The organism is Paenibacillus sp. FSL P2-0173, from assembly GCF_038008045.1.
GTDB lineage: Bacteria > Bacillota > Bacilli > Paenibacillales > Paenibacillaceae > Paenibacillus > Paenibacillus polymyxa_B.
The window spans coordinates 479,727-501,290 of record NZ_JBBOYK010000002.1; the positions used below are offsets into that span (position 1 = coordinate 479,727).

The 21,564-nt window shown below is 46.0% G+C and carries 22 protein-coding genes and 1 tRNA gene; 10 read left to right on the forward strand and 13 right to left on the reverse strand.

Going from position 1 to position 21,564, the window contains the following annotated elements:
- Nucleotides 1–97: 97 nt before the first annotated feature.
- From MKX30_RS12400 to MKX30_RS12415, 4 genes are all read left to right on the forward strand, one after another.
- A complete protein-coding gene (locus tag MKX30_RS12400; RefSeq protein ID WP_023988057.1) occupies nucleotides 98–937 on the forward strand; it encodes a helix-turn-helix transcriptional regulator in 840 nt (279 codons plus the stop codon).
- A 135-nt stretch (nucleotides 938–1,072) separates the two neighbouring features.
- On the forward strand, nucleotides 1,073–2,887 hold the full coding sequence (locus tag MKX30_RS12405) for a DEAD/DEAH box helicase (RefSeq protein ID WP_341062865.1): 1,815 nt from the start codon (nucleotides 1,073–1,075) through the stop codon (nucleotides 2,885–2,887).
- A 1-nt stretch (nucleotide 2,888) separates the two neighbouring features.
- A complete protein-coding gene (locus MKX30_RS12410) occupies nucleotides 2,889–3,839 on the forward strand; it encodes a YqhG family protein (RefSeq protein ID WP_053325174.1) in 951 nt (316 codons plus the stop codon).
- Between the two features lie 58 nt (nucleotides 3,840–3,897).
- Nucleotides 3,898–5,154: a hypothetical protein gene (locus MKX30_RS12415; protein WP_341062866.1), complete on the forward strand. Its 1,257-nt coding sequence runs from the start codon at nucleotides 3,898–3,900 to the stop codon at nucleotides 5,152–5,154.
- 99 nt (nucleotides 5,155–5,253) lie between these two features.
- Here MKX30_RS12415 and MKX30_RS12420 read toward each other — a convergent pair whose 3' ends face one another.
- Nucleotides 5,254–5,445 (reverse strand): YqzE family protein, encoded by a 192-nt coding sequence (locus tag MKX30_RS12420; protein WP_023988052.1) that lies wholly within the window; start codon nucleotides 5,443–5,445, stop codon nucleotides 5,254–5,256.
- A gap of 290 nt (nucleotides 5,446–5,735) precedes the next feature.
- Here MKX30_RS12420 and MKX30_RS12425 point away from each other — a divergent pair, with 290 nt between their 5' ends.
- Nucleotides 5,736–6,497 carry an N-acetylmuramoyl-L-alanine amidase gene (locus MKX30_RS12425; RefSeq protein ID WP_023988051.1) on the forward strand — a complete coding sequence of 254 codons (762 nt, stop codon included), beginning with the start codon at nucleotides 5,736–5,738 and terminating at the stop codon, nucleotides 6,495–6,497.
- Here the strand turns inward: MKX30_RS12425 and MKX30_RS12430 are convergent.
- The 3 genes from MKX30_RS12430 to MKX30_RS12440 form a co-directional block, all read right to left on the reverse strand.
- Nucleotides 6,472–7,407 carry a divergent polysaccharide deacetylase family protein gene (locus MKX30_RS12430; RefSeq protein ID WP_053325173.1) on the reverse strand — a complete coding sequence of 312 codons (936 nt, stop codon included), beginning with the start codon at nucleotides 7,405–7,407 and terminating at the stop codon, nucleotides 6,472–6,474. The two genes, MKX30_RS12425 and MKX30_RS12430, sit on opposite strands and share 26 nt — an antisense overlap.
- A gap of 125 nt (nucleotides 7,408–7,532) precedes the next feature.
- Nucleotides 7,533–8,045, reverse strand: coding sequence for a peptide-methionine (S)-S-oxide reductase MsrA (msrA, locus tag MKX30_RS12435; protein ID WP_013309746.1), 513 nt, complete (start codon nucleotides 8,043–8,045; stop codon nucleotides 7,533–7,535).
- Between the two features lie 70 nt (nucleotides 8,046–8,115).
- On the reverse strand, nucleotides 8,116–8,955 hold the full coding sequence (locus tag MKX30_RS12440) for a MerR family transcriptional regulator (protein ID WP_076294910.1): 840 nt from the start codon (nucleotides 8,953–8,955) through the stop codon (nucleotides 8,116–8,118).
- A gap of 136 nt (nucleotides 8,956–9,091) precedes the next feature.
- On the opposite strand from MKX30_RS12440, the gene MKX30_RS12445 reads away from it, so the two are divergent.
- Entirely contained in the window at nucleotides 9,092–10,591 is a 1,500-nt protein-coding gene (locus tag MKX30_RS12445) for an MFS transporter (protein ID WP_028542809.1), read from the forward strand.
- A gap of 424 nt (nucleotides 10,592–11,015) precedes the next feature.
- Here MKX30_RS12445 and MKX30_RS12450 read toward each other — a convergent pair.
- Nucleotides 11,016–11,099 (reverse strand) — tRNA-Leu (locus tag MKX30_RS12450).
- Nucleotides 11,100–11,319: 220 nt separating this feature from the next.
- On the opposite strand from MKX30_RS12450, the gene MKX30_RS12455 reads away from it, so the two are divergent.
- A complete protein-coding gene (locus MKX30_RS12455; RefSeq protein ID WP_023988046.1) occupies nucleotides 11,320–11,856 on the forward strand; it encodes a hypothetical protein in 537 nt (178 codons plus the stop codon).
- A 142-nt stretch (nucleotides 11,857–11,998) separates the two neighbouring features.
- On the opposite strand, the gene MKX30_RS12460 is transcribed toward MKX30_RS12455, so the two are convergent.
- The 5 genes from MKX30_RS12460 to MKX30_RS12480 form a co-directional block, all read right to left on the reverse strand.
- Complete coding sequence (locus MKX30_RS12460; protein ID WP_013309744.1) at nucleotides 11,999–12,328, reverse strand: carboxymuconolactone decarboxylase family protein; 330 nt, start codon at nucleotides 12,326–12,328, stop codon at nucleotides 11,999–12,001.
- A gap of 117 nt (nucleotides 12,329–12,445) precedes the next feature.
- On the reverse strand, nucleotides 12,446–12,667 hold the full coding sequence (locus MKX30_RS12465) for a hypothetical protein (RefSeq protein ID WP_023988044.1): 222 nt from the start codon (nucleotides 12,665–12,667) through the stop codon (nucleotides 12,446–12,448).
- 139 nt (nucleotides 12,668–12,806) lie between these two features.
- Nucleotides 12,807–13,151 carry a hypothetical protein gene (locus MKX30_RS12470; protein ID WP_007429850.1) on the reverse strand — a complete coding sequence of 115 codons (345 nt, stop codon included), beginning with the start codon at nucleotides 13,149–13,151 and terminating at the stop codon, nucleotides 12,807–12,809.
- 101 nt (nucleotides 13,152–13,252) lie between these two features.
- On the reverse strand, nucleotides 13,253–13,825 hold the full coding sequence (locus MKX30_RS12475; RefSeq protein WP_339201827.1) for a xanthine phosphoribosyltransferase: 573 nt from the start codon (nucleotides 13,823–13,825) through the stop codon (nucleotides 13,253–13,255).
- 84 nt (nucleotides 13,826–13,909) lie between these two features.
- Entirely contained in the window at nucleotides 13,910–14,515 is a 606-nt protein-coding gene (locus MKX30_RS12480; RefSeq protein ID WP_023988042.1) for a DedA family protein, read from the reverse strand.
- Nucleotides 14,516–14,656: 141 nt separating this feature from the next.
- On the opposite strand from MKX30_RS12480, the gene MKX30_RS12485 reads away from it, so the two are divergent.
- On the forward strand, nucleotides 14,657–15,763 hold the full coding sequence (locus MKX30_RS12485; protein WP_023988041.1) for a YkvI family membrane protein: 1,107 nt from the start codon (nucleotides 14,657–14,659) through the stop codon (nucleotides 15,761–15,763).
- On the opposite strand, the gene MKX30_RS12490 is transcribed toward MKX30_RS12485, so the two are convergent.
- Nucleotides 15,760–16,884 carry a glycosyltransferase family 4 protein gene (locus tag MKX30_RS12490; RefSeq protein WP_023988040.1) on the reverse strand — a complete coding sequence of 375 codons (1,125 nt, stop codon included), beginning with the start codon at nucleotides 16,882–16,884 and terminating at the stop codon, nucleotides 15,760–15,762. The genes MKX30_RS12485 and MKX30_RS12490 overlap by 4 nt on opposite strands.
- A 206-nt stretch (nucleotides 16,885–17,090) precedes the next feature.
- On the opposite strand from MKX30_RS12490, the gene MKX30_RS12495 reads away from it, so the two are divergent.
- Entirely contained in the window at nucleotides 17,091–18,272 is a 1,182-nt protein-coding gene (locus tag MKX30_RS12495; protein WP_053325169.1) for a GGDEF domain-containing protein, read from the forward strand.
- A gap of 125 nt (nucleotides 18,273–18,397) precedes the next feature.
- Here the strand turns inward: MKX30_RS12495 and MKX30_RS12500 are convergent, their stop codons facing one another.
- Together MKX30_RS12500 and MKX30_RS12505 are read right to left on the reverse strand one after the other, a co-directional pair.
- On the reverse strand, nucleotides 18,398–19,180 hold the full coding sequence (locus MKX30_RS12500; protein ID WP_023988038.1) for a pseudouridine synthase: 783 nt from the start codon (nucleotides 19,178–19,180) through the stop codon (nucleotides 18,398–18,400).
- Nucleotides 19,177–20,841, reverse strand: coding sequence for an RsmB/NOP family class I SAM-dependent RNA methyltransferase (locus tag MKX30_RS12505; RefSeq protein WP_254348001.1), 1,665 nt, complete (start codon nucleotides 20,839–20,841; stop codon nucleotides 19,177–19,179). The genes MKX30_RS12500 and MKX30_RS12505 overlap by 4 nt, the downstream gene beginning before the upstream one ends.
- Before the next feature lie 163 nt (nucleotides 20,842–21,004).
- Between MKX30_RS12505 and MKX30_RS12510 the strand changes: the two genes are divergently transcribed.
- Complete coding sequence (locus MKX30_RS12510; RefSeq protein ID WP_013309735.1) at nucleotides 21,005–21,532, forward strand: thioredoxin family protein; 528 nt, start codon at nucleotides 21,005–21,007, stop codon at nucleotides 21,530–21,532.
- The last annotated feature ends 32 nt before the right edge of the window (nucleotides 21,533–21,564 follow it).

Below are 21,564 nucleotides of genomic sequence, written 5' to 3' on the forward strand. Positions count from 1 at the left end.
TACAAGTGTTTGTTTATCCTGGTATAATGAACACTACTATAGTAAATGCCTTATTTGCTCACTTCGGATATACCCATTGAATGGAGAGAAAATACCTATGAAAACGGAAGCACGTCTGGAAGCACTATCTGTTTTTCTAAAAACGAAAAGAGCCCGCCTACACCCACATATGGTCGGTCTCCCCCAAGGATCACGTCGCAGAACACCAGGCTTGCGCAGAGAAGAAGTCGCTCAGCTGGCAGGTGTCAGTACGACCTGGTATACCTGGCTGGAACAAGGACGAGATATTAAGGTGTCCGCCTCTGTGTTGGATGCTATTGCTGCCGCATTGCAGTTGAACACAGACGAGCGCAAATATTTGTATGATTTGGCGATTGAGGCCGGGTCTCACAGCCTTCCTGCTCCTGCAGAGCAAGCCGTCATTTCCCCCTCTCTGCAAAAGATCGTACAAGAGCTGCACTACTGCCCTGCTATTATTTCAGATCGGCGCTGTCATATTGTCGGCTGGAACGCCGCTGCTGCTCATGTTTTTATGGATTTTGCCGAGCTACCCCATGAGCAACGCAATATGATTGAACTGCTATTCACCAAAAAGGAGTTTAAAAGTCTAGCCGTGAATTGGGAACACTTTGTAAAGGGATTCCTTGCTATTTTCCGTGCTTATTACGGGCAATACGTGACAGACCCCTGGTATGCACAATTTATACAAAATATGAGCCAGGCCTACCCAGAGTTTAACGAGCTTTGGAATCAGAGTGAAGTAAGCTCCGCACCGGAGGTGCTCATTGAATTTCGTCATGCCAAGGCTGGCAAAATGCTATTTGACCTGACTTCTCTTCAGGTACAAGGCAGTGTTGATCTCCGTTGTAGCATTTACACCCCCAATGCGCAAACCTCTACGGAAAGTAAACTCCAAAAGTTAATGGAAGGCAGCTAAAGGATTTCATCCCTCCTGTTATGAAGATATCTTTTTCCGTCCATACTACATCTACGATCTGTGCTAAATAGATGCCACATATGTGACAGAACCAAGAGCTTCAACTGTGCTACTACCAGGAGGGAGGGAATCATCATGAAAGCCAAATCGACAAGTTCCCCGCATATACACAATCAAGCGCCACTGCCTGTTCCGGTGCAATTTGATCGAAGCTGGCAGGATGAGCTGGACCAACGCCTACGCAAAGGTGGCCCTTGGGGAGATTGGAATCTGTATCAGCTGGCCATTGAGGCTGAAAAAGCCAAGCTGGTGCCGAGCTTCGATGAGCTTCAATGTCTACAGCATTTGCAAGACCTCACTCCACTACCCCATCAGCTGGATACCGCTCGGAAGGTACTGTTTCAAATGTCCGGACGTGCCATTCTTGCCGATGAAGTCGGCCTAGGCAAAACGATCGAAGCTGGAATGATCCTAAAAGAATATCTGGTTCGCGGGCTGGCTTCCAAAGTGCTTATTCTTGTACCCGCATCCCTGGTCCTACAATGGGTGCGTGAGCTGAACAGCAAATTCGGTATTCCCGCTGTCGCCCAGAAGAAAGCGTATTCTTGGTCTTCCGAGGTCGTCGTGGCCTCTATGGATACCGCCAAGCGGGAGCCCCATAGTAACATCCTGCTAGATACCGATTATGACCTGCTCATTATAGACGAGGCTCATAAGCTGAAAAATAAAAAGACATCCAACTACCAGTTCATTATGAAGCTGCGTAAAAAATATTGTTTGCTCCTGACAGCAACACCTGTACAAAACGATCTGTCTGAGCTGTTTAACCTGATTACACTGCTCAAGCCCGGTCAATTGGGAAGACATGGCGATTTTTCAGCCAACTTTGTTGTAGATAAACGTCTGCCTAAAAATGAAGATCAGCTCAAGGATGAGCTGTCTAAAGTCATGATCCGCAATCGTCGCGGAGAAGGCCCGGTTCAATTCACCAAACGAAATGTTTCCAACATTCACTTGGAACTTTCGCTGGAAGAGCAAGCGCTGTACGATGGGGTGACCTCTTTTGTCAAAGAGCAATACCAGGCGAATGGCGGAAATTTAAGTAGCATGCTGTCTCTCGTCACCCTTCAACGGGAAGTGTGCAGCAGCCGGGACGCTGTGTTCGTGACTCTGGTCAATTTGTCTAAAAAGATGGCTCCAGACTCTCCTCTACGCGATCGTGTCTGGGATTTGGTTGCACACATTAAAGCGATCAAGGCCAATTCCAAAGCAGAAAAAGCGCTTGAGCTTATCCGTCAGATGAACGAAAAAGTGATCATTTTTACAGAATACCGAGCCACACAGGAGTATTTGCTGAACTATTTCCGTGACCGTGGCCTATCTGCTGTTCCTTACCGAGGCGGCATGAACCGTGGACGCAAGGATTGGATGATGGATCTGTTCCGTGGGCGCATTCAGGTCATGATTGCCACCGAAGCGGGTGGTGAAGGCATTAACCTGCAATTTTGTCACCATATGATTAACTTCGATTTACCGTGGAATCCCATGCGTGTGGAGCAGCGGATCGGACGGGTACATCGACTTGGACAGACGCATGATGTTAATATTTTTAACTTGTCCACAACTGGAACGATTGAGGAGCATATCCTGCATCTGCTGCATGAAAAGATAAATATGTTTGAGATGGTCATTGGCGGATTGGACGTTATTCTGGAGAAGTTTGAGAAGAAAGAATCCATTGAAAAAAGTTTGTATAAAATTATGCTTGAATCCAGTAGCGATGATGAAATTCGCAAAAAAATGCAAAATCTGGGTCACTCGCTGGATTCCATCAAACAGGAAATGGAACAACTGCGTACAGACCAGCCAAACACCGAGGATTTATTAGGCTTAGCAGGCAATACGGTTCCTCCGGGCAAAGCTCGACGCAGTGTGAAAGGAGGTCGCTAGTTTGACCATGAATGCACAGCAAGTCCAGCGCTTTGTCCACACCTATCTGGAAGCTACCGGATGTAGTGTCATCGAGAGGTCGCCCCACCATGTAACCGTCAAGCTTTCTCCAGAAGCGGATAAAGCCCTAACAAACCGCCCCTACTATTGGGGATACGTAGAGCGTACTGGCGTTCCAGCGCAGACGATGTCCTTCACTTTTATCTTTGATGGGGAAGCCTATCGCACAGAACAGGAACGTTTAGCCGATCATACGCCACCAACTCCAGCATCAGGCAACGCAGCACAGGATCAGGTCATGGGGCGTTACTTCGGTCATGTACCGACGTTACCACAATTAGGACCTGGACGTATTTTGCAGGAGGAGCTTCGATATGGAAGCCGTCGGCTGCATCAAATTTTTGAAGCCGCACGGGATGGAGGGAAATATGTTTATTTGTTTGAGCAGCCTGATGCCCGTCAGCTGTCTGCCCGCTCTCCCGTAGTCTATGAAGCTTGGCTCAGCATTTGCTATAAGATTGAATTCGCCTGCGATTTGAAGCGTGAGGAACTTCAGTGGCTAGGTATTTCGCTCAAAAGCGGCACCATTGTAACCGATTTTGGCGCCATGCTCGAAACCCGACAGCTCAGCCCGCTGCTGGCGGGCAATATGCATGTACAGCCTGCCAAGCTATCTGTCCCTGAAGCTTCCACCTCGCTTGAAAGCTACATCACTGAACAACTCCGTCAGCAAGATTATGGTTGGGCTGAGCAGGCGAAGGAACGATTGCGCGAGGAATTGGAGGTTATTGACCACTACTACGATGATCTAATCAAAGAGCAGAAAGAGGAAGAGGATAAAAAAGAAGCCATTTCAGAGCAGCATCAAGCCCGCCGTAAAGAAATGGTATGGCAATATGAGCCAAAGGTACTCGTATCCGCCATTAACTGCGGGATATTTCATCTGCGGTAACCGATATCTCTCGCTCCTTCGCAGGAAAGTTGCAGAGGTATCGTCAGCTTGTAACATCTTGCTTCAGCCTGCATCAGTTTCCGCTGCTGTAACCACAAGTTTGGTTAAACATGTCTCCTATGTATCGACAGCAAAAAACGAACCTGGATACGACATTTATGCCGACAAGGTGCAGCAGTCTTTTTATCGGACAGGCTGTATGCTGGATAAAATAGAATGCCTCCGTCGGGCAATCAAGCCGACAGAAAGGTGGATTACATTGAATAAGAGTCATTCCGGGCACTATAGCATAGGTATGATCGCAGCTGTTCTGATCGGCCTGTCCGCAGTCTGTCCGTTCACTTCCATTCATGCGGCTCCCTCAGCCGCACAAGGCAACAATTTAAACTCGGTGTCTCTCTACAACGAAAGCTCGTGGGTTCCTCCATTGAATTCCACGAGTCCTATTCCCCCTTCCCCAGGTGACGTTTCAGCAAGTTTTCCTACTGAGGAGCAAGGCGTGCCCGCAGACGTAAAACAGACTGCGGACAACACGGTACAATCCCTATCATCGCAGCCCCCTTTTGCCTCGTGGAAAGATGCTGAGCTTAGCTATCATCCGCTCGGACCTGGAACCCATAGTTGGCTTGTTCAAGTAAACCGTGCGGGAGAATACATCGGCTACCTGATTATCGGCTCAGACTCCAATGGAGCATATCAACTCAACGAATACGGGAATGGTCCGGGCGGGCCTTATAGTATGGCTGTACTTCGTCAATCCCTGGTGTCGCTCACAGATACTGATCTTTCCTCTATCGACAAGCTGCAAATCACACCTATGTATGAGGAACCGCTACTAGCCTACTGGCTGGTGCGTTCCTCTACAGGCAGCGAAATATGTATTGATGCTGTGACTGGCGATCCGTTACCTGTAGAAGTGGCAGATGGGAGTTGGAAACATAAGCTCCAGAACAACGCATTCTCTTTATCTGTACCCTTTTTGAAAACAAAGGCGCAAGCGGTTACGGTCTCGTCTGCTCCTTTTGATCCCTATGACGATCTGGGTTGGCTTCAACCCAAGCAAAAACTTTCTGTCCGTAACACAGCCCAATTTATGGATACACTGAGTATTTCACCGCGTATTATATTTTCTGCCACAGGTATCAATTTTGCCTTTGGAGGTCCCTTATCCATTAGTGGGTATCAGTCCTGGATATCCCCAGATCATCCGTCCCAACCCAATTTATATGCGTTAACCTACCATCATGGACTGTCCCGATTTGTACCATTAAAACAGTTATTGTCAGCTGGTGAATTTTTTCGTTTGGACTCTTAGTTATTAAGAAACACGCAAAATGATTCGGAATGATCCCTACAACACAAAAAGAGACCTCAAATGGCATCCCCTATGCCTCTTGTGGTCTCTTTGGCGAGTTTAATGTCGCTCTCTTCGTTCTCTGCGTGTGGATTTCATCCACATTTTCAGAGCCAGAGGCAACATGCCAAACCATTTGCTCACCCACGGCTCTCTGGCTTGTTTTTGACTGCGTCGAACATCACGCGGCGTTTCCATATAGCGAACAATTCGCTGCGTAATATACGTCACCAGTTCGTCACTCTTCGCCATCCTCCATGACCTCCTCTATTCTGCCCCTATCATGTCCATTCACATTGCTTGGAAATATCGGATTTACACGTTAGGTGCAGATACAACTAGCTTGCTCATTTTCCAAAAGGTCTAACCCCTGTGGGAATAACTATGCATGGTTTCCCTTAAATGGAACATACTATCTTCAACATAACAGTTACCTCAAGGCTAATTGTTATGTTTGAAGGCAGCTACGTTGCTTTAGGTTTGATGTCTGTTATGCATGGTTTTTCAGTAAACAATCAATTCGTCCACTGGAGGAATAGAACGTGCGAAAAAAAAAGTTAAACAAGATATGGCTGAAAGGGCTGGGGTTGAGTCTATGCATCCTTTGCAGTGCTGTATTTGCCCCATTTACCTATCTAGCTGCTCAGCCCAACGAGAAAAGTAGCGAACCGAACAAGTATACAGAGGGTCCATCCAACGTACATTCGTCCTATCACGCTTTTGCCAAGCCCGTTGTCCTGATTGATGTAGGCCATGGCGGTGTGGATGGTGGAACAAGTCACAAAGGGCTTTTGGAAAAAGATATCAATCTCGCCATTGCTCAAAAGCTGTACTTGATCTTACGCTCCCAGGGTTACCCTGCTGTCCTGAATCGGGACAAGGACTACGCACTGAGTGACGATAACCGTTGGTTGCAGTCCAAATCCCGGCACCTTAAAGACCTGGCTCAACGTAAAAGTCTAACAGAACAACTGCCCACCGCTTTGGTTGTAAGCCTGCATGTCAATTGGACCAAACGTACCGAAAAACGTGGACCCATTGTGCTGTATCAGGATGAAGGCAGCAGCTATCTGTTGGCTGAACGGATTCAGCATTCATTAAACCGCTTATTTTGCATGAATAGAGAAACAGTGTACGGAAAACCCTTTTATCTTCTGAATAAAATCCAGCATCCCGCTGTAATTGTGGAAACCGGATTTATCAGTAACGAACAGGACAGAGCCATGCTTTCCGGGGATCGCGGTCAAAAAAGCATTGCTGAAGCTGTTGCCGAAGGCATTATTGCGCATCTGACGGCATGGTAGTGTTGGTGGCTGGGTCTCCAGTCCATCCCCATACAGCACGCACCAAATCGCTAATACCCACAAATTTGGCGTGCTCCTTTAGCTTGGGAACCGATGAATGAAGAGCCGAGGATGTATACATGCCAGACACGCCAACGTGCCCAATCGTTACGCATGTATCGTGCTCGTCCAGCCACTCAACCACTTTTGTAAGTTGCCGATTCACATGAGCGAGTGTATGGACATCATCCAGGAAAACATCATTGCGTACCGGTGGCATTCCCTTTTTAGCGGCAAGTTCAGGTACCACTGACCAATAATTAGTACGGCTGTCGACAAAAAATAGTCCATGCTCCTTACAAACATCAAGAACAATAGACATAATGCGTTTATCCGAAGTGACCTTCGAACCCATGTGGTTGTTCATTCCTATCGCATAAGGAACATCCTTTATGGCTGCTGTCACCTTAGCACGTACTTCTTCATCCGTCATATTTGCCTTAATTGCTCCGGGTCCAAGCCATTCGGGCTTTCCCTGCTTTGGTTCCATTGGAAGATGGACGATGACATCATGACCACGCTTATGCGCTTCCATAGCGTCCTGCTTGGTTGTAGGCAGGAAAGGCATCACAGCAACGGTAATCTTAACGGGTAAATTTAAAATTTGCTCAGTCCCTTTCATATTATTTCCCAGATCGTCGATAATGACGGCAACCATCTTTTGCGGCACGTCCTGTTTGTCTAATGCTTTTGCAACACCAGTACTACAGACCATGAATAACATGCATACCGAAATACAGAGTACTACGGTTCTCCGTATTTTAGAGCTTGAATGGAATACAGGTACATAAGCTGGCTCTTTCCGGCCGCGAGATGCCTTTAAAGCCTTTTTTATTATGTTTCTCATGTGTAGCTTCCGTCGTGTACTCATTGCGGGTCAGCCTCCTTCTCTGTCCCTTCATTGTGTGAGTAACCTCGTCTAAATATGTATAAGGCAGATCCATGGAATACTCCCTGATCTGCCTTATCGTGCGTAGAAACGTATATTAAAGCCGCTTACCAGTTCTTATCAATAAATTCATCACGGCCTGATTGGGCCCGATCTTCCTTATAGTGCTTCACGTTTTTCTTGTGGTAATCCTGATGATAATCCTCTGCCGGATAAAAAATAGAAGCAGGAAGAATCTCCGTTACAATTGGCTTATCAAAACGTCCACTTTGTGCCAACTGCTCCTTGGACTGTTGCGCAAGCTCACGTTGCTGCTCTGTATGATAAAAAATTGCGGGTTTATACTGTGTACCCCGGTCCTGGAATTGACCTTCCCCGTCGGTAGGATCTGTTTGCGGCCAATATAATTCGAGCAGCTTTTCATAAGGAAACAGCTCAGGCTCAAAAGTAATCTGCACCACCTCGTAGTGACCTGTAGTTCCTGTTTTAACCTGCTCGTAGGTCGGATCGGGAATCGTTCCTCCAGTGTATCCTGACACAATGCCATGAATGCCCGGCTGCTCCTCAAACGGAGTCACCATACACCAGAAGCATCCACCTGCAAAAGTTGCTTTCTCCATATTTCATCCAACCTTTCAATAGCTTCAATCATAAAGTGCGTTATTTTTTATCATATCTTAAAAGATAACCTTATAAAAGAAATTTTCTCCCTTTACAAACCTCAACCGATATCCGTATTACATAGTCGTCTGGATTTTTTTCTGCGAAATAGTTGAGCAAATCCACTGCGTACGCACTCCCGCACACAGTCATCCCTTTACTCGCTATATACTCTTTTATAACGGAGTACGCTTCAGACATTGTTTCATATGATCCTCTGTGATTTAAGACAGCATAGAGGCCTTTGGGTTTGGTAACTATTCTCTCTCCCACAGTCGGAACCTTTAGCTTATTGGCAATATAGTCCGAATAATAATCCCCTGACACTACCCGATCCTTGCATAAAATAGTCCAGATCGGAAACTCATAATCAGTAAAGTGATTTTCGCAATAATCTCGATGTTCACTTAATTTGTGAGCAAATTCCTTATCACCATCACCCTGTTCCAGTTGAGTGGCAATGAAATATTCCTCTTCACATTCTTCTATCGACGGTCCATCGTGTAACTCTCCCTTGGCTTGCTCCGTCATTTCAATGGCACCTTTCAATAGGCTTTGCATCCGTTTTATTCTAATCCGTTCCACTTCAAGGTCATGCAGTTTCTGTTTGAATAGCTCTATGAGCAGAGGCGTATTCTGATTCTCAATAAATTCCTTGATTTCCTGTAGTGAGCTACCCGCCTTCTTTAGCACATTAATAATATCAAGCGCGTAGCATTGCTGAATGGAGTAAAAACGATAGCCTTTTGAGTTTGTGAATTCTGGTTTCAAGAGCCCGATCTCATCATAATGGAACAGGGTATGTTTGGTGACTCCGCAAGTCTTGGCCAGCTCACTGGTAGTAAAGTATAGGCTGTGACTTTTTGACATAACTCATTCCTCCGTTATGTTTTAGAAGTTTTGTATGTCTATTTTATCCCGAGAATCAACACTTGACTATAGGGTAACCCTATAGATTAAGGTTTTAAATTGTAATAACTTAAATTTGTATTCACGGAGGAACAACATGTCTAAATTCAAACGCTGGTTGGTTCTAGCTATCGTATCAAGCGCTCTTTTGCTTATTGTGATGGATATGACCATCCTGTATACCGCATTGCCGAGCTTAACCCATGACCTCGGTGCATCAGCGTCAGAAAAATTATGGATTCTCAATGGCTACTCGCTCGTTATGGCCGGTCTGCTGCCAGCAATGGGAACGCTTGGGGACCGCTTGGGTTATAAAAAAATCTTTACCCTCGGGTTGCTTGTATTTGCTGCTGCTTCGCTTACTGCCGCCTTTTCCCCCGTGCCCTTTGTATTGGTGGCGTCTCGAGTTCTTCTTGCAGTCGGAGCGTCTATGATGATGCCCGCTACCTTGTCAATCATTAGGGTTACATTTACAGATGAACGCGAGCGTGGATTCGCGATCGGTATTTGGGGCTCCGTTTCTGCAGGAGGAGCAGGACTAGGTCCTATCGTCGGCGGGCTTCTTTTAGAGCATTTTTGGTGGGGTTCTGTATTTTTGATTAATTTGCCGATTGCGATCATTGCTTTTGCATTAACTCTGATTTATGTTCCAAAACATGCGGGCAATACAGAGAAAAAATGGGATCTTACCGGCTCCATCCAAATCATGATCGCCATGGTGGGACTCATCTATTCCATCAAAGAGTTTACCCGTCGTGACGGGTCTCCAATATTAGCCGTAATAGGTGCGGTTATCGGCGTCTTGGCACTTATCATCTTTATCCGTCGTCAAAATAAAAGCGCTAGCCCTCTTATTGATCTTACTTTATTTAAAATTACAAGGTTCAGCACCGGATTTATAACAGCCTTGGTGGGTGCATTTACACAGATGGGGATTCAATATATTGTAACCCAGCGTCTTCAACTGGTGGAAGGTCTGTCGCCTCTCCAAGCAGGACTGTACACGATTAGCATACCAATTGCATCTCTCATTGCCGGCCCCTTAACCGGGTCCATATTGCATCGCTATGACGTTATCCATATTAAAAGCTTCTCTCTTCTGATTGCCGGTCTGGGAATGGGCATCTATCTCACGCAATTTAATTCAGGCATGGCCGGGCAGATTCTTGGATTGGCTTTACTTGGTGTGGGTTTGGGAGCAGGTATGACAGCAGCATCTCACTCCATTATGAACTATGCCCCGGCACACAAAGCAGGCATGGCTGCATCGATTGAAGAAGTTGCCTATGAAATGGGGGGAGCATCAGGGATTGCTATCATCGGAAGCATGTCAACTCTTGCGTATTCCCTAGCTATGAAAGTCCCTACGGGACTCCACGTTCCAGCGAATGTGAAAGACAGCCTGGATGAAGCGCTCATAGCTGCAGAGGGTTTGCCTGCCCAGGCTGCAGAAGCACTGAAAGATGCGGGCCGTTCTGCTTTTGATCAATCCTTTTTTGTTATCCTTGTGGGAGTAACTGCAATTTTGGTGGTAGCTTCGCTAGTTGTCCGTTTGGCAGGGGCGCGCTCCAAGAAAAAAAGAGATGTTGAGTTTTGATACAGTTAATTCCATGTAGTTAATTCTAAACAACTGCCGCTACATCTTACGAGCGGCAGCTGTTTTATTTGTTATTTTTGAGTGCCTCCAAAAGTCTCGTATTTAGTAAATTCAATTAGGAAAATTTCGACAGCCATTGGTAAGCATATTGAGTAGATTGAACTGAAATAAGATCAAGCATGGCAAGGCTGGAAAGAAAGAGATAGAAGAGGTGAAAATATCGACTTCATAATAGAAATGGGAAAAAATCCACCGGAATGCGCTTATAAGGTCATTCCAACAGTAGACTTATTATCCTGTTCTCATAGCTTCGGAGAGATTTCTTCGACACAGGTCTTGGGTAACAACTTAAATTTTTTAAGCATACAAAAAGGTCCGCAAACTGCTATAAAAGCAATTCACAAACCTGTATATTATAAGATGATGCGGTCGAGAGGACTCGAACCTCCACGGGGGTTAGCCCACACGGACCTGAACCGTGCGCGTCTGCCAATTCCGCCACGACCGCATATATGTTGTCATATACCTCGAAAGATCTATCTTTCTTAGCGACAAGATAGATCATACCATGCTCATATCAAGATGTCAAACCTTTTATGTTTGTTAATTTCCCCTTGATAAAAAAGGAATAATAAGCTAAAATAAGAACATAAGTTCTCAGGAACGAAGGTTCTTTTTTTCAATCGGTTATGAATTATCATCACATTTTCCTAAGGCGGTGAATGGTAATGACTTCTTTAGATACTACTCAGCATGAATGGTCTCTTGTGAAAAGTTATCTGCTCCTTACCTTTATTCAAAAAGTATTTGAGCGGGACAGCCTAATTCTTGAAGAAAGCGGTATGCTGAAAACCCCTGATCTTTATGTCGAAATGGTTAACGCAGGTGTAGATCGTACCGGAATCCTGCTATCTGAAATAAAACATGAATTTAATAAATATCACATTCATGTTCTAGACATACAACAAAACCACTCCGGCGTTCACGCCACCTATATAAGTAAAGGAAATAAAGAGCAGTTCAATATGGCTATGCCAGCATTCCGTAAAGAAATGTATGAGCGGATGCGAGCATATCTGGGGCTCTCGACCTCCATGCCTCATACAGCCGCCCTTCCTTTACTAGAGAAACATCGCCCCGAATTACCAAACAATTCAACTTCCAAACCCCTACGCATCGTTGAACGAAGTTTGGTTACATCCTCTTTGGCCTATAAGCGTAAAACGTCTCGCCCTGCTGCTTTTGCCGCAAGCAGAAGAGCATAATCCCCGCACAACAAACACGCAAAAGAAAGAAGCTTCCGCAGACACCAACTGTGCTCGGAAGCTCCTTTCCATAACCATCATATATCAAAATCGATCTATATTCGCTATCACGAAGTATAAGCATATCTATTAATGATTTGCTTTATTGCAACGCCTTCTGTACACGCGTAACCCCTTGACTTAGAGCATGTCCTCCACCTACTGCTGCGGCCACAGCAATGGTCTCCATAATTTCCTGATCACTGGCTCCTTTGGACCGCGCCTCGTCCACGTGATAAAACGTGCATACTTCATTGTTGGCAAATAAGCCAATGCCTAGCGCAATCAGTTGCTTGGTTTTCTCATCTAAGCTGCCGGCTTGAAAGCACTCTCCGGTAAAGCGATGATATGCATGAACTACCTCGGGCAACTGATCTTCCAAATGGCTGATTTGATCCTTGTATGCATGTACTTTTTCGTCCATAACCGTCATTGACACAGCACGTCCTCTCTGTTGGATTTCCCTTCATTACTGTGTCCGATTTAGAGTTTCTGTATGCCTAATGAATCGCTCAGTTATTTTTATCCAACACCCATTTGGAACCCCTTCCTAACCCAGATCTATCGGATTGTGACGCGGCTCGCCGAACGGCTGGTATGTATAACTGCGATCCAACTTGACCACACGTCGATTCTGGCGGCGAATAAGCACCTGTTCATCATCCCATGCCAGTACAATGCCAACAACATCGTTGGACTCCAATCCATCGCGTACGACACGCACCTTTTCACCGGAGAGTCGATAAGCATCCAATTCTTCGTCCATAATCATCCTTGTCCCCTCCTTATTCACTTTTTTAACACAGCAACCATGATTCTATATACATGAAAAAAGTTTAAAAAGAGACCTAAACAATCATTTAGGTCTCTTCTCTCTTACTACTTATATGGATTGCCAACAGAGCGACAAATTATCCCGACTGGTTTACACTGTGATCATGTTCTTTTGTATCGTTCTTCTCGTACCAGAAGTCCAGCACTTGTGCAGACAACACTCGCTGATCTACATACTCCACTTGGTGAGCAGTAAATTCTTCTTTCCAAGAGAAGGACAATTCTTCGCATAGGTTAACCAACGTCAACAACTCAGACCAGGCCACATAGCGTTTATACCAAAAAAACTGAGGATGTTCAATCATATAGGGATACAAATCGTCGAATTCCGTATGCTTACAATCCAAGGCACGCTCAAAGTGTACTTTAGCCGCTGCCAGTTTTTCCAGAAAAAACTGTTCGGTCAATTGTTCTTTCCCCATGTTGCTGCCTCCTCTCCAAAACCTTATCTATATTATAAGCGAAATTGAAGCTCATGCAAAGGTTATTATTAGAAATAAGGATCAGGAGTTTTGAATTGTTACTATTCAGCAAACTCAATCTTGCCGTCAGCTAACGACGAAATTTTGACCAATGACTCTACACGAATACCCTGCTCACGGATGGTTCTCGCTCCGGCCTGAAAGCTTTTTTCCACCGCGACACCGAATCCAATCAACTCCGCTCCGGAGCGTTGAATGATTTTAACCATGCCTCGTGCCGCATCACCATTAGCAATAATATCATCAATGAACAGAACACGATCATCTTCGTGAATAAATTGACGAGACAGCATAATATCCGTCACAATACCTTTAGTAAACGAAGGTACGCGTTCACATAGCGCGTCTGGATCAGCTAATAGGGTCTTTTTACGACGAGCGAATACCAACGGTACACCCAATTCCAATGCTGTCGCAAACCCGATGGCAATGCCTGAGGACTCCACGGTCACTACTCTGGTGATCTTCTCTTCCCGGAAACGTGCTGCGAACTCTCTTCCCATTGCCATTGTCAGCTCTGGATCAACCTGGTGATTAAGCAAACCATCCAGCTTCAGCACCTGATCTGATGCAATCACGCCTTCATCTAAAATTCGTTTCTTTAATACTTCCATTACATGACCTCCCACGGCATTCCTATGCGGTAAAAGTACCATACTTCACCCGCCGCTTTCAAGCTATAGCTGCTTTCCATGCGGTCATGTGACATTTTTTTTACGCTTGTTCCAGAACCATGCGGTGATTCCTCCCACAACGATTAAAAGAATAACGACCAGCCCTATCCGATGCGTCACCTTCTCCATTAGCTTCGCCACCTGCTCCCAATGCATACCCACCGCATGTCCAATCCCCAAAAATGTACCGCACCACAGCAAAGCTCCTGCTGATGCATAACTGATATAGCGAAAAACGCCTAGACGGGTTGTACCTGCCAGATATGAGGATACATGTCTCAAGCCGGGGACAAAATATCCGAACAGGATTCCCCAGGTACCATAGCGCCCAAACCAATTTTCAGAAGAGGCAATTCTAGAAGGCGTAAGCCTCACCCATTTTCCGTATCGATGCAAAAGTGGTTTGCCCAGCAGACGCCCCAGGGTGTAGCTAAGCATCATACCCGTCATACTACCGAAAAATGTGACTGCCAGTGCAGCAATGAAGTTGTAGTGCCCTTGAGACACGAGCCCGCCGAAGGCGATCATTAGCACTTCGTCGGGTATCGGCATACCCGCTACTCCAAGTGCAAGCAAACCGAACATTGCCAAATATCCGTATTCCAGTATCCATGCAAGGATTTGACCCATAAATTACGCTCCCGTCAAGCTATTCATTAAATTCACTTTAATTATTTTCAGTCTCATCCAGTCATGTCCTATTTCAGTTGAACATAGTTTGTATTATATGCTCGCTGCAGCGTTATTCAAGCAGGCAAGGAGGGACTGGGGATGAAACGTAATATTCATGTTTTCCAGATTGCTTTTACATACATCGGTACAATCGTCGGTGCCGGATTTGCTACCGGACAAGAAATTCTGCAATTTTTTACGCAGTACGGTCGTTGGGCTACACTCACTATTATGCTATCCACAATCATATTTGTATGGTTGGGTACGAAAATGATGCTGATCGCTCATGATATTTCAGCCAAATCCTACGAGGACCTGAACAAACATCTTTTTGGCGCCAATGCCGGGAAATGGATTAGCTGGTTCACACTCATCGTGCTGATTGGCGTAAACAGCGTCATGCTGGCAGGAGCTGGCTCTGTTTTTGTAGAGCACCTTCACCTGCATTACCAAACCGGACTGCTTATTACACTGATTGGAACTTATTTGCTGCTAAGTAAAGGCATTAAAGCCATCTTGCACATGAACACCGTGGTTGTCCCTTTGATGATCATCATGTCTCTTCTGCTCGTTCACAGCACGCTCTCCATGCCTAATCCTCAGAGTTTTATTACGAATACGACAGATCACAGTACATTTCGAACCTTGCTCTCTCCACTGCTGTACACGTCCTTCAACCTGACTATGGCCCAAGCCGTGCTTGTACCACTTGGCAGCCAAACCTTTTCCCGAAGAACCATCCGCTGGGGCGGAGTTTTGGGAGGAATTGGTGTCGGATTTATGCTGATGGCTGCGCACTTTGCCATGTCAGCACATATGCCGGGTATTCAGCAATTTGAAATCCCTATGGGAAGCATTGCTTACCGTCTGGGTGCCTTTGTCGAAATCATATACATTCTACTCATTTTCATGGAAATCTTCAGTACCTTTGTAGCCGACATTTATGGAGTCAGTCTGCAAATTCGTCAGCATGTCCAAATTTCGCCCAAGCTCATCACACTATTCATTATGCTCACCTGTTTTTTAATCAGTCAGTTCGGCTTCAGTTCACTGTTATCTGTCCTTTATCCTATTTTCGGAATGCTCAGTCTGATGTGGGTTAGTAAACTGATCATAGCAGGACGCGGGAGACCTTTCCGTTCCTCACGTCCTCGCTCCAGCTTTCGGCATTCCGATTCCAAACCAGGTGATACTCGTCATGGTTAATGTGGAAATTTCAAATACATTTTCTTCAACTCGTTAACCGCTCGACTTAAAGAATAGCTTGATTTAGCCTTATCACAGGCAGATCTAGCCAGCTCATAACGATAGGCAGGGTCAGCAATGACCTTCTCTAAAGCGTCTGCCAGTGCCCTCGGATTGTCGGGTGGCACGAGCAGGCCATTTACCCCATCCTCAATCTGCTCCGGTATTCCTCCCACTTCTGTACCTACCAATGCCAGACAACTCAACGCTGCTTCCGCAAATACCGAACCAAAGGCCTCCGCCCGAGAAGGCAAAACAAATACATCAAAGAAAGGCATAAACTCTTCTGGATGAAGGGTATATCCATAAAAAATCGTCTCATGGTATATATCGAGCTGTCGTGCCATCTCTTCCAGCTCAGGGCGAACCGGACCGTCTCCAATAATATGAAGCACAAATTCCAGATTTCTTTTTTTAAGTTCAGCACAGGCCCGCAATAAAATATCCAGTCCTTTCGCCGGAACAAGGCGGCAAACGGTTATGAGCTGTGTCACTTCATTTTCGTGTGGAATGGGCTTGAAGCGCTTCTCATCATATCCGTTCGGAATGACTGCAATGTCTTGCGGATTCTGAACGTAAGGAGTTAAGTAATGCTGAAAAGAATGAGATACCGCTATCAAGCGATCCGCCTTCTGCTCCATTTCCCCATACAGTGACACCAAGAATTGGTGTTCAGGCCCGTTCTCCTCTATTTTCCCGTTTAGAATTAACTCCTTCTCATAGGAAGAGTGAATCGTCTGTACGAGCGGAATGTCAGGAAAAACAGTTTTCATGGCGATTCCGGCAATAGGATGATGGGCATGAATGAGGTCATAGGGCTTCTGAATACGAAGCCGTGTCCACCACAAATAGTCACGGTACGTCTGAATATATTTTTGGACGATTGGATATTGTTCATATCTCGTCCAGTCAAAGGTATCAAAAGTTACTTCGTCCCTACCCTTGTTGCGAATCCGTTTAGGGATTGAAAATAGCTCCATTTCCCAACGGGGGGATGTAAATCGCTCTTGCAGATATGGAATCATGGATGAAACGCCTCCCGGTTGCTCGGGTGGGAAAAAGAGAGCCTGTAGCAATTTCATGACGTGCTTCCCCTTTCAAGCATTAAACTGCCCGGATCACAGATTGTATGTATAGGTTTCCGGATTTTCTGAAAGATGATATATTGAGAATAAATGTTAGTCACAAAAGAAAATTATAACATTTTAAATGGGATAAATCCTGTCTATTGTATCGGAACGGTATCATCCGTTCAATAGATTGACTACTTTTGCAAATGGAGTCGGTGATGTTGACGTTGTTGTCCTTATCGGGAACCTTGGGTTTCCCATCTCTGGCCGGGGCCGTAAGTGCAGCCTGCGGTTTGTATATTATACTCATGATGGCACTGATGTGCGTGATCATATATAGCAGACAACGAAAAAGAGCCTATATCCTTTTTTCGGTTGCCGCTATTATTATTATGACATATGAAGCCATGAATCTCTATTCAGCAGGCGGAGGCAAGATGCAACTTCAAGGAATCGTGTGGAAAAATGCGCTGGAGGCGTCTGCCTTCGTGCTCATCAATGCCGCCGTATTTCAACTCTACCGGAAGCTGAAACGTGTGCAGACATGGACCTTGATGCTGCTGGGTGCGTTATTGATTTTGCCGGTTATTGCCTGGACTGCAGGTTTGTTACCCGCTTGGATCAGCACAGCGAAACTAGTTGGATTCACTCTGTTTTATCGAGTACTGGTACTTATACTGAGCCTTGTGTTCATAACCCCACGAATCGGACAGCCAAAGAAGTATGTAGCGGGCTTATTCATGTATTTGCTCTGGCTCGGCTATTTGTGGCTGCGAAATGACATCCCTGAAGAAGCAGGCAGGTCAAACGCAGTCCTATATATGTCATTTTTACCATTGCTGTACTATACTACGTTGTTCATCATCCTGTTTGAACGGATTGTGGAGCTGCTCCAAAGGATTTACCGTTCTTCCATCACCGATGGTCTGACAGGGCTGTATAACCGCAAATATTTTTCGGGACGACTACGGCGATATATGGATCAAGGAATCCGCGTGTCGGTCATTTTTTGCGATATTGACAATTTCAAAAAGCTGAATGATACGCAGGGCCATGCTCGTGCGGATGAAGTACTCAAACAGGTCGCACAGATTATGGAGGATGAACTGGATGAAATCGGACTGACCGGACGATACGGTGGCGAGGAACTGGTCGCAATGGTTGTGGATCGACGTGCCAAGGTTGGACATGTCGCAGAACGTATCCGCGAGCGGGTCGCGGAAGAAAGCATTGTCACGATCAGTGTCGGATACAGTACAGTGAAGAAAGAAATGAACCCGGATGAACTGGTCAAGCAGGCCGATCAAGCAATGTACATATCCAAAACGACAGGTAAAAACAAGGTTACAGCTTATAAAGCAGCCGAAGTGAAAAAGAGTCGGGCAGCACGCGCACAATAATTCGTAACCTGCAATTCAGTGTTGAACGTTGAGTTTGAATAATTCTCTGTCTGGTTGCCTATATCATAAAATGACGCACAGGAATCTCATAAGAACCTGTGCGTCATTTATATTTAATCTGCCTATCATACTTCTGACGTCGCAGATGCTATATCCCGGCCGATCCATGCCAGTTCTTCACTAGTCAGCTCTCGATAGCTGCCCAGTGGAAGCTGTTCATCCAGCTTCAATGGCCCCATGGCCGTTCTTTTCAAATAGGTCACCTTTTTACCAACCGCCTCGAACATACGCTTCACTTGATGAAACTTACCCTCATGGATTACAAGCGAAATATAGGAAATGACTTCTCCATCTGCCTGGTACGGATGTTCGTGACGAAGAATGGTCAACTGCGCGGGAAGGGTAACATACCCATCATCCAGTTCCACTCCTGCTGTAAATTGATGAATATCCTCCTCCGTGACATGACCCGACACGGTAGCCTCATACGTTTTAGGGACATGCCGCCGTGGAGAAAGTAGTTCGTGCGCTAGCTTACCGTCGTTGGTCAACAACAATAGTCCTTCTGTATCTTTATCTAAGCGTCCTACTGGAAAGGGCTCAAAATGTCGTTCTTCCGCACTCAGCAAATCCAACACCGTCCGCTCCCTCGTATCTTCAGTTGCAGATATGACGCCCGGTGGCTTGTGCAGCATGATGTAAATATACTCCCGAAAAACAACAAGTTCCCCGTTCACTTCAATCTGATCCTGGTAGGGATGAACCTGTAAGCCGCTATCCTTGGTGGTTCTCCCGTTTACCGTGATCATCCCTTGCTTCACCTGTCTCTTGATATCACTACGGGAGCCATATCCCATATGGGTTAAAACTTTGTCCAAACGTTGCGTTTGTCTTCCTTTTCCACTCATACCGATGTCCACCTCCAGCCTGTAGGGTATTCATTTTTGAGCATGCCGTCCTGCCATTTGCCCCACCCAGCCGAATAACCATCAATGCACACGAGAGTATAGCCTTTGGGCTGGACTTCGTTCCGCAGTGCCATTCTCTCAACGGGGATGGACAAGGTCTCACCTTTTAAATACCGGATGGCCTCAGCATCTGAACTGGAGAGATTGATGCTTCTAACCGCCTCTGAAGGGCGTAATGCCACCGCCAGCGGATGTGAAGGCACAAAGCGACCATTCTTGTCGGTACCCATAAACCAGCCTGGTCGCACCACCTTCAGGCCGTCCAAACGATGTGATGCCAGTGGCGACTGATAAATGCGATCTCCGTAAACCACCGTATAGCCTGTTAAGCACACCTCCAGCTGCTCCTTCACAAATTGGTGATAGGACTCCAGCACATCCTGTGGGGAGCGTGCAGCGGATTTTACATTTTCTTTGCCAGAACGGGACTTATTGCCACCCAAGCCGCGCGCGGACTTTCCTTTACCGGACTTCCCATCCATTCCTTTACCACTTCGTTTAGGCTCACCAGTCGCATGTCTTCCTTGACCGCTTGGCGTCAACGCTTCCTTGACGGACAAAAACTGCTTCTTCCGTGGATACACTGCATCTATGTTCAATGCCCTGTCATTCTTGTCCTCACGTTGAGTCAAATCCCCGGATTCAGTGTGATCTTCCATCGCAGCAGCATTGCCACCCTGATGTTGCAACACAGCGATAAAATGGCCTTCTCCCTCTACGAGATGCGGCCAAAGGCGTGCTGTTCCCCGCAGTTCGGGGTGTGCTGCCGCGACCTCTTCACTCATCCATTCCGGATGACCTGGTGCAAAGCCTGCTTCCGATGGAACAGGGACTACGTCAAAATCGGGATGAGCTCCCAGAAATTCTGCGATCATTCCTTCGTTTTCTTCTGGCGCAAAGGTGCAGGTCGAATAGACAATTCTCCCTCCTGCGCTCAGCATTGAGGCCGCTACACGCAAAATGTCCCGTTGCATGACTACACATTTATCCACCGAATGCGTCTCCCATTGTTTTGCCATATCCTCATCCTTGCGGAACATACCTTCTCCCGAGCAAGGTGCGTCAATTAGTATCTTGTCAAAAAAATGTGGAAAGGCAGCGGCGATTCGATCCGGGCTTTCATTCAGTACCACGGCATTACGCACACCGTACAATTCCACATTTTTAGCCAACGCTTTGGTTCGGTCCGCGCTAATATCATTTGTCACCAATACGCCGCTTCCTTGTAGTTTGGCAGCTATTTGGGTCGATTTCCCGCCCGGTGCAGCGCACAAGTCCAATACAGCTTCGTCCTGAGCTACATTGAGTAGCTCAACTGGAGACATTGCACTCGGTTCCTGTACATAGTACAGCCCCGCATGGTAGTAAGGATGTAACCCCGGCTTTGTACCGTGCGGAATGTAGAAACCCGTGGCACACCACGGAATCGGCCGCAGTTCGAACGGAGAACGTTCCTTAAAGTCCTCCATCGGAATTTTTAACGTATTGACGCGAATCCCGGCATGGGGCGTGTGGTCATAGGCGGTCATAAATGCTTCAAATTCGTCGCCGAGCAATTGCTCCATGCGCTTTACAAATGCTGTGGGGAGCTGTACACCCATAATCGTAATCATCCTGTCCTTTTAAAATAAATTTTATTGTACCATATTCAACCTGTTATCCTGCAATATCGGTGTGATTTACAAACTTTCACTACAAGCTGTAATGTTGTATAATAATGAGATTCATAGCTACATATTTTGAATTTTGATAGGAGAGATTGCATTGAACGCACAAAAATCCAACAAAAAAAAGCTTATACCTGTCATCGGCTTTTTTGTTGTGCTGGTCATTTTGCTTGGAGTGCTACTCGCTTTAAATTCAGGCACTAAGAACAAGCTGTATGGCGTTTCCACAGCCTCGTTAAATCCTGCTACTCAAGAGTTGCTGAATGACCCGAACTATCAGCAAATTATTAAGCCGGAAGATCTACAGAGCAAAATTGATAAAAAGGAAAACTTTTTCGTCTATCATTTCGCGTCCGACTGTGTGCATTGCCGCGCCACTACTCCCAAGCTCTTGCCTTTGAGCAAGCAGGAGAACATCACGATGCACGAATTTAACCTGCGTGAGTATGAGGATGGCTGGGACAAGTATAAGATTGAGTATACCCCTACGCTCATTTATTACGAAAAAGGCGTGGAAAAGGAACGTATGGTAGGCGGGTTGAAGGAAAGTCCTTCGGACAATGGGTACACACTCGACGATTTCAAAGCCTTCTTTGAGAAATATAAAAAGAACGTAACCTCCTAGTCAAACGTTCACACACCTGAAACGATAAAGCA